Raw genomic sequence first — 7,920 nt, 5'->3', positions numbered from 1 at the left:
TGGTGGTGGCGGCGGCGGTGGTGGCCGTGGCGGCGAAGGTGGTTTCCGTAGCCCCTACGGCGCCGGGTCGCGCAATGGCGGCGGCCGCAGCGGTGGCGGCGGCTACGGCGGCAACAACAATTATTGATAGGCTGCATCCCGGGATCCATTGACGATCCCGGGCTGGAACCCAGCAACCCCAAAAGCTCCTTCGGGAGCTTTTGGGGTTTTGTGCTTTTTCTGCCGGGTTTGGGCCACCGTTCTGGCCGCCCGGGCTGATCACCGCGAAGACCGGCGCACCCATCGCCCAGGCCATGCGTGCATGGGTCAGGTGCGTGGGTCAGTCCTGCCTTCGGCTTTCCATTTCCCGGACGTCCTCGGCCGAGGCGCGATGCTTTCGGGGCCGCCCCTGGAGCAGACGGTCAAAGACCGGGTTGGGCAATACTCTCAGCAATTTGGCGACGACGCCCATCTGCCATGGGATCACGCGATAGCTGCACCGGGCGGCAATCACGTCGAACGCCCGGTCGGCGAATGCCTCGGGGCGCATGAGAAACGGCATCGCATACCGGTTCTTCCGCGTGAGCGGGGTATCCACATAGCCCGGGCTGATGGTGACCACGGACACTCCGCTCGACCGCAGCTCCCCGCGCAGGCTCTCGCAATAGCTGATGACCGCGGCCTTGCTGGAGCAGTAGGCCCCATGTCCCGGCAGTCCACGGATGCCTGCCACGCTGGCGATGCCCACCAGGATGCCTGTTCCGCGTTCGGCCATGGGGGCGATGAACGGCTGGAACGTGGCCGCAAGCCCGATCGTGTTCACGGCAAATACGCGGGCCATGATGGCGATATCTTCGCGTTCCGCCGTATCCACGCCCAGGCTGACGCCGGCATTGGCAATCACGACAAATGGCAGGCCCTGGCGCCGCAGGCATTCACCGCCCGCGGCAGCGATGCTGTCGGCATCGGCCACATCGGCTTCATAGACCTGACAGCGTTCGGCATCCAGCCCGTGCGATTCGGCCCAGGCCTGCATCTCCCGCGTGCGCCGCGCCACCAGCGCCAGCCGGTAGCCTGCCTGCGCATAGCGCAGCGCCAGTGCCTGGCCTATGCCGCTGGAAGCTCCGGTGATGAAAACCAATGGCGACAGGGTCATGGACAGCGGGGAGGCGTCAGCCCTTGTTGCGCGCGGCGCTGGCGGGCGCGGAGTTCAGCACGCCCTTGACGTTGCCGCGCATGTTCAGGGTCTGCGTCATGTTGTCGAAATCCATGGCATCGCCGGTGAATTTGTCCGGGCCGCGCGTCAGCGTCACAGGTTGATTGGATTTCACCCGCTCCTCATTGGGCCAGACATGCAGGAATTCACCGCGGAACTGCATTCGCGGCACCGGTTTGGCGGATCCGGATTTCTGGAATTCCTCGCGCGTCACGATGGCATTGCCGAAAAGCTGGACTTCCGATGCATCAGCGTTGGACAGCGCCTTGTTGGCAGTGGCCAGCGTCACGCGTCCATCGATGCTGTTCGAGCGCATGCGCGCATTCTCGACTTCCAGTGTGTCCGTATCCATGAAATGCTTGAGCGTGTCGCCGAGCAGTTCGCTTTGCAGGCGGCCCGTTTCATCAAAGGTCTTGATGGAGAAATCGCGCATGAAATAATCTGGCTCGTGCGCTACCGCGCGCTGCTGCGGCGGCTCCAGGGGCTTGGGGGCATTCCTCACCAGCCAGTATGTGCCAAGCGCCAGCAGGCCCATCAGCGCGATGGGCAGGTAGATGGAGATGATCTCCCAGACGCGGCGTGTGCGCTCTTTGATCATGCGTATTCAGCCAGGATTTTCGCGTAGTGGCCGCTGGCGACGAGCAGCAGATCGCACAGCTCGCGCGCAGCGCCATGGCCTGCCGCAGCCTGCGTGACGTAGTGTGCGTTCGCCTTCATCTCGATCTGCGCGTTGAGCGGCGCACAGGCAAAGGCGGCGCTGCGCATGACGGGCAGGTCGGGCCAGTCGTCGCCCATCGCCGCGGCCTGGCTCCAGCCGAGACCCAGCTCGTCGAGAATGGCCTGCGCCGCGGGGCGCTTGTCCTCGGTGCCGAAGCGCGCATGCGCCACGCCCAGCGCCTTCAGCCGCTGCCGCAGCGCCGGGGAGTCGCGCCCGGTGACGACCGCGGGGGTGATGCCCGCGCGCTGCAGCAGCTTCAGGCCATGGCCATCGAGTGTGTTGAAGCGCTTGAGTGTCTCGCCCTGTTCCGAGAAATACAGGCCGCCATCGGTGAGCACCCCGTCCACGTCGAAGAACGCAACGCGCACGGGCTGCGCTCGCAGCAGCAGCTCGGGATCGATCCGCAGCACGGGCTGCAGCGGTACGCCGCCCGGAGTGGCCGCGGCTTGTGGGTTGTTCATCAAATGACTTTCGCACGCATGAGATCGCCAATATGCACCATGCCGAGCAGCTTGTTGTGCTCGTCGGTCACCAGCACGCTGGTGATGGAATGCTGCTCCATGAGCGCGGCCGCATCGGCAGCCAGGGCGCCCGGGCGAATGGTACGCGGCTGGGTATGCATCACCTCGCCCGCCTTGGCGCCCAGCAGCTCGCTGCCTTTCTCGATGCGGCGGCGCAGATCGCCATCGGTGAAGATGCCCAGCAGGCGGCCGTCCGCATCGACCACGGTGGATGCGCCCAGCGACTTGGCGCTCATCTCGCGCATCAGCTCGCTGAAGGACGCATCGGGCAGCACGCGCGGCAGCTCGTCGCCCGAGCGCATGACGTCGCGCACCAAAGTGAGCAGCTTGCGGCCCAGCGCGCCGCCGGGGTGCGAGCGCGCGAAGTCTTCCGCGCGAAAGCCGCGCGCATCCAGCAAGGCCACGGCCAGCGCGTCGCCCAGCGCCATCTGCGCTGTGGTACTGGTGGTCGGTGCCAGGTTGAGCGGACAGGCCTCACGCTCGACGCCGCTGTCCAGGACCACGTCGGCATGCTTGGCGAGCGTCGATTCCATGCCGCCGGTCATCGCGATCAACGGCACGCCCAGGCGCTTGAGCACCGGCAGCAGCACGGTGAGCTCATTGGCTTCGCCGCTGTTGGAGATGCCCAGCACCAGATCGACTGGCGTGACCATGCCCAGGTCGCCGTGGCTGGCTTCGGCCGGATGCACGAAGAACGCGGGCGTGCCGGTGGAGGCGAGCGTGGCCGCGATCTTGCGGCCCACATGGCCGCTCTTGCCCATGCCCATGACCACGACGCGGCCACGGATGCCCAGGATTCTGGAAACGGCATTGACGAAGGGCTCTCCCACGCGATCGGACAAGGCCAGCAGCGCATGCGCCTCATCGCGGAGCGCCTCCCGGGCGAGCGCCAGCGCGCGGGCCGGGTCAAACGGATGGGGGGGAGTGGGCAAAGAGGTAGACATTCGGGAATTTTATAGGGCGCGACTGACCTTGGCTCGTTTAGCATCAGTCATGTCCTCACTCGCCCTCACCCTGCTGTATCTGCTTGCCGCCGTCCTGGCCGTCGTCGTATGCCGCACGCTCAAGCAGCCGCCCATGCTCGGCTATCTGGCCGCGGGCGTGCTGATCGGGCCGCACGCACTGGCCCTGGCAAGCAATTCGGAGGGCGTGCGGCACCTGGGGGAATTCGGCGTGGTGTTCCTGATGTTTTCCATCGGCCTCGAATTCAGCCTGCCCAAGCTGCGCGCCATGCGCAAGTTCGTATTCGGGCTGGGTCTGGCGCAGGTTGTGCTGAGCATGTTGTTGTCGTTCGCCGGAATGATGCTGCTGTCACGCTATTTCGGGCGCGTGTGGGACATGGGCTGGCAGACCGCCGTGGCGCTCTCGGGCACCTTCGTGATGAGCAGCACCGCCATCGTGGTGAAGATGATGGCCGAGCGTGCCGAGCTGGAGAGCGAGCACGGCCGCCGCGTGCTGGGCATTCTGCTGTTCCAGGACCTGGCCGTCGTGCCGCTGCTGATCCTGATACCGGCGCTGGGCGCGGATCCCGACAAGCTCATCTGGGCGCTGCCGCTGGAGATGCTCAAGGCCGCCGCGCTGATCACCCTCTTGCTGACAGGCGGGCAACGCGCCATGCGCTGGTGGTTCACGCTGGTGGCGCGCAGGCACAGCGAGGAGCTGTTCATGCTCAACCTGCTCCTGTTCGCCCTGGGCCTGGCCTGGCTCACGGAAATGGCCGGCCTGTCGCTCGCGCTGGGCGCATTCATCGCGGGCGTGCTGGTGTCGGAGACCGAATACAAGCATCAGGTGGAGACCGACATCCGCCCTTTTCATGACGTGCTGCTGGGCCTGTTCTTCATCACCATCGGCATGCAGCTGGACTGGCACATCCTGCTGGAACGCTGGGCGCTGATTCTGCTGCTGCTCGTGGTGCCGATGCTGCTGAAGGCGGCCGTGATCTTCGCCATCGCGCGCTACATGCGGTCGTCCGCGGGGGTTTCGCTGCGCACCGGCATCTATCTGGCGCAGGCGGGGGAGTTCGGCTTCGTGCTGCTGTCGCTGAGTTCTGCCCAGGGGCTGGTGCAGCCGGCGCTGATGAACCCCGTTCTGGCGGCCATGGTGGTGTCCATGCTGTTCACCCCGCTGCTGATCCAATACAGCAACCGCATCGTCCTGCGGCTGGCGGCAAGCGACTGGCTGCAGCAATCGCTGCAGATGACGCAGATCGCACGCCAGGCGATCAACACCCACAACCATGTGCTGATTTGCGGCTACGGCCGCTCCGGACAGAACCTCGCGCGGCTGCTGACGCTGGAGCAGATCCCCTATCTGGCGCTCGACCTCGACCCGGACCGCGTCCACCAGGCCGCCGCCGGCGGCGAATCCGTCGTCTACGGCGACGCCACCCGCCTGCAGGCCTTGATGGCGGCCGGACTGGCGCGCGCCAACGCCGTCGTCATCACCCATCTGGACACGCACGCCACGCTCAAGACGCTGGCCAACACCCGGAAACACGCCCCCGACGTGCCGGTGATCGTGCGCACGGTGGACGACGCCAACCTGGACAAGCTGCAGCTCGCCGGAGCGGCCGAAGTCGTCCCCGAGGCCATCGAAGGCTCGCTGATGCTGGCCAGCCATGCGCTCGCGCTGATGGGTGTTCCCATGCGCCGCGTGATCCGCCTGGTGCGCGAGCAGCGCGAAGGCCGCTATCAGCTGCTGCGCGACTACTTTCACGGCGCGGACGATGACACGCCGGCGGAGCTCGACCAGGAACGCCTCAAGTCCTTCACGCTGCCGACCGGCGCAGCCGCCTGCGGACACAGGCTGGCCGATCTCGCCCTGGACGACAGCGGCGTTCAATTCGTCGCCGTGCGCCGCGCCAGCGGCGCGGTGAGCGCCGATGCCAACGACCCGGCGCTGCTCGGCGAGGGCGATACACTCGTGCTGCGCGGCCTGCCCAGGGCCCTGGCCCTGACCGAAGACCTGCTGCTGCGCGGCAGGTGACGGATCAACAGGCAACGGCGCCGCAATCCTCGCAACCCCGGCGATTACCCCACACTCCCAGACCATCACCATGCTGCAGCAACTGAGCGTCAACGAATACCTGCGCCAACACATCCGCACCGTCGCCGACTGGCCCGCCCAAGGCGTGCAGTTCCGCGACATCACGCCGCTGCTGCAGGATCCCAAGGTGTTCCGCGTGCTCATCGACGCATTCGTGCACCGTTACATGGACAAGGAGATGCGCCCCGACGTGGTGGCCGGCCTGGACGCGCGCGGCTTCATCATCGGCGCGGTGATCGCGTACGAACTCAATGTCGGCTTCGTGCCGATCCGCAAGAAAGGCAAGCTGCCCTTCACTACCGTCGAAGAGACCTACGAGCTCGAATACGGCAGCGCCACCGTCGAACTGCATGCGGACGCCGTCAAGCCCGGCAACCGCGTATTGTTGATCGACGACCTGATCGCCACGGGCGGCACCATGATGGCCGGCAGAAAATTACTCGAGCGGCTGGGCGCCACCGTCATGGAGGGCGCGGTGATCGTGGACCTGCCCGAGCTGGGAGGCTCCAGGCGGCTGCGCGATTCAGGCCTGACGATCTTCAACCTGGTGGATTTCGAAGGCCATTAGAAACCCGCCCAAGGCCCGCCGGCGCCGCGGCTCAGTTCAGATCACCGTACTGGGTCGCGCTGAGGTCGGAGCTGGCCGAATCCGGCGCGCTCATCTCCGTGTCGCCGAACCCCGAGGGCTGCAGCAACGGAGAACGCGATATCGGGCCGCTGCGCACCACCGTGCCCGGGCGGGCCGATGCCGATGGCGCGCCATTGCGGTTCGCGGCCCCGGCCCTGGCATCGTTGAGCGCACGCTTGAACGCAGCCACCTCATCATCCTCGATCGGATCGAAACGGCCATTGGCGTGGCCATTCACGACAGGATGATTACCGATCAACGGCGCGGGAGCGCTGCTCAGCGGCACGGATCCCGAACCCAGCGGAACAGCCCCGGAATTGAGCGGCACCGCTCCCGAGTTGAGCGGAACCGAGCCCGAATTGCGCAACGGCACCGAACCCGAAGACCGCGCCTCGTACGACCCGGCCGGCATGATGGGCGCGCGCAGGGTCTGCGGCGCATCCGAGCGGGTGGCGGCAAGCGCCTGCTTGTCCGCTGCCCGCCGCATGTGCACGCCGGCTCCCACGCTGTCATGAACGCGCCAATACACGGCCGTCACCAGAATCTCGAAACGCGCCTTGGCACTTTGAACGATGAGTGTCTCGATCTCGCTCAGCCGCGCCGTACTGGGGCCATATTCACGAGCCAGATCCACCATCACGACAAACTGCTGGCCCAACGGGTCCAGCGAAAGCACCTTGAACTTGTAGCCTGCCGACAACACCCCAGCGCGAACCATGGCATCGCGCACCACCATGTAGAGCGACTCGCGGCGCTCCATGCGGATATTTTTCCGTGCCATCAATTCCGCAGAATCGGCCGTGCGCGAGGCGGCCGGCTGCGCCGCCCCGGCACCCTGCGGCGCAGGAGAGCGCAACCCCTGGGGCGCAGCGGCGCCCTTTGCTGGACTGCGGGAAAACCAACTGAAAAAAGACATGGCGCACCTGAAATGAAGCGCATCACTAAATGCGCAAATAAGCGCACAGCGCTCTATATGTCAGCAGATGTTAATTGCCCAATGGGAACTGCGCCAGTCCTTTTTGGGAACAGTGACTCCGGGAAACTCGCGCAAGCTCAGGTGGAAGCCACCCGCCGCTTGCGATTGCCGAGGCGTTTGGAGAGCACGGCCCCGACAGCCATCACCAGATTCAGCGCCACCGCCGGCTGCCGATTGGACAATTCCGTAAACCGCATGGCCGGCAAGCTCCACAGCTTGCAGGGCGCACCCGCCTGCACCGTCGCGGAGCGCGGATGGTGCGAGAAGAAAGCCCCCTCGCCCACCACCGACCCCGGACCGACGATCGCCAGACGCAACCGCTGCTTCTCATCCTCGAAATGCACGCTCAACGTTCCGCTTTCCAACAAAAACAGCGTGCGGTCCGTGCTCCCTTGCGCAAACAGCACCTGCCCCGCCGGCAACGACACCGGAAGCAAATAGGACGAGAGCAAATCCCACTGCTCCGCCGTGAGCAGATTGTTGAGACTATCGTCCGCCGTGGCATGCGCGATGGCCTGCACCAACCCATGCAGATCCACCTTGCCATCGGCTCTATTGACTAATGTGTTCATGGCGTGGAAGGTAATGCGCTTACATATTTAGCACAAGGAAGCATGCGAAATGTTACAAATAGAGTGAATCAGCCCAACGCATGCGGTCTTCGGCACGATTAAAACAGAATTGCATAATATTTCAATCAAAAATGACAAGTCATTTCTTAAAAACTATTCACTTATCAAGAGCGTCATCGCTCGGGAGCGCGGATCAGGCGCTTGCAGCACCGTGGCGATGGTCGTAATCCGTGTAGTCCGGGCGGTCCAAGCCAAGCTGGGCATC

The 7,920-nt window shown here is 65.1% G+C and carries 8 protein-coding genes; 2 read left to right on the top strand and 6 right to left on the bottom strand.

Annotation, left to right across the window (positions count from 1 at the left end):
- Window positions 1-319: 319 nt before the first annotated feature.
- The 4 genes from ABWP92_RS15280 to ABWP92_RS15265 are packed head-to-tail and all read right to left on the bottom strand — an operon-like array spanning window position 320 to window position 3,378.
- Window positions 320-1,135, bottom strand: a complete 816-nt coding sequence (locus tag ABWP92_RS15280; protein WP_353236253.1) for an SDR family oxidoreductase — start codon at window positions 1,133-1,135, stop codon at window positions 320-322.
- 16 nt (window positions 1,136-1,151) lie between these two features.
- The gene (lptC, locus tag ABWP92_RS15275) at window positions 1,152-1,790 is read right to left on the bottom strand and encodes an LPS export ABC transporter periplasmic protein LptC (RefSeq protein WP_353236255.1); all 639 of its coding nucleotides are present in this window, start codon (window positions 1,788-1,790) and stop codon (window positions 1,152-1,154) included.
- The gene (locus tag ABWP92_RS15270; RefSeq protein ID WP_353236252.1) at window positions 1,790-2,374 is read right to left on the bottom strand and encodes a KdsC family phosphatase; all 585 of its coding nucleotides are present in this window, start codon (window positions 2,372-2,374) and stop codon (window positions 1,790-1,792) included. Before ABWP92_RS15270 ends, lptC begins: the two co-directional genes overlap by 1 nt.
- Window positions 2,374-3,378 (bottom strand): KpsF/GutQ family sugar-phosphate isomerase, encoded by a 1,005-nt coding sequence (locus ABWP92_RS15265; protein WP_353236251.1) that lies wholly within the window; start codon window positions 3,376-3,378, stop codon window positions 2,374-2,376. The genes ABWP92_RS15270 and ABWP92_RS15265 overlap by 1 nt, the downstream gene beginning before the upstream one ends.
- 49 nt (window positions 3,379-3,427) lie before the next feature.
- Between ABWP92_RS15265 and ABWP92_RS15260 the strand changes: the two genes are divergently transcribed.
- On the top strand, window positions 3,428-5,419 hold the full coding sequence (locus ABWP92_RS15260) for a monovalent cation:proton antiporter-2 (CPA2) family protein (protein ID WP_353236250.1): 1,992 nt from the start codon (window positions 3,428-3,430) through the stop codon (window positions 5,417-5,419).
- A 73-nt stretch (window positions 5,420-5,492) separates the two neighbouring features.
- Window positions 5,493-6,047, top strand: coding sequence for an adenine phosphoribosyltransferase (locus ABWP92_RS15255; protein ID WP_353236254.1), 555 nt, complete (start codon window positions 5,493-5,495; stop codon window positions 6,045-6,047).
- 31 nt (window positions 6,048-6,078) lie between these two features.
- Here the strand turns inward: ABWP92_RS15255 and ABWP92_RS15250 are convergent, their stop codons facing one another.
- On the bottom strand, window positions 6,079-6,888 hold the full coding sequence (locus ABWP92_RS15250) for a hypothetical protein (RefSeq protein ID WP_353236249.1): 810 nt from the start codon (window positions 6,886-6,888) through the stop codon (window positions 6,079-6,081).
- A gap of 272 nt (window positions 6,889-7,160) precedes the next feature.
- Window positions 7,161-7,655: a Crp/Fnr family transcriptional regulator gene (locus ABWP92_RS15245; RefSeq protein WP_353236248.1), complete on the bottom strand. Its 495-nt coding sequence runs from the start codon at window positions 7,653-7,655 to the stop codon at window positions 7,161-7,163.
- Window positions 7,656-7,920 lie beyond the last annotated feature (265 nt).

The organism is Diaphorobacter ruginosibacter, from assembly GCF_040396215.1.
GTDB lineage: Bacteria > Pseudomonadota > Gammaproteobacteria > Burkholderiales > Burkholderiaceae_C > Diaphorobacter_A > Diaphorobacter_A ruginosibacter_A.
Note: the sequence above shows the minus strand (reverse complement) of the source record. Positions and strands in the feature narration are given on the sequence as shown.

Coding starts and splice junctions, on each gene's coding strand:
- ABWP92_RS15265 (WP_353236251.1), bottom strand. CDS start 3,378: ATGTCTACCTCTTTGCCCACTCCCCCCCATCCGTTTGACCCGGCCCGC.
- ABWP92_RS15245 (WP_353236248.1), bottom strand. CDS start 7,655: ATGAACACATTAGTCAATAGAGCCGATGGCAAGGTGGATCTGCATGGG.
- ABWP92_RS15250 (WP_353236249.1), bottom strand. CDS start 6,888: ATGGCACGGAAAAATATCCGCATGGAGCGCCGCGAGTCGCTCTACATG.
- ABWP92_RS15270 (WP_353236252.1), bottom strand. CDS start 2,374: ATGAACAACCCACAAGCCGCGGCCACTCCGGGCGGCGTACCGCTGCAG.
- ABWP92_RS15280 (WP_353236253.1), bottom strand. CDS start 1,135: ATGACCCTGTCGCCATTGGTTTTCATCACCGGAGCTTCCAGCGGCATA.
- ABWP92_RS15260 (WP_353236250.1), top strand. CDS start 3,428: ATGTCCTCACTCGCCCTCACCCTGCTGTATCTGCTTGCCGCCGTCCTG.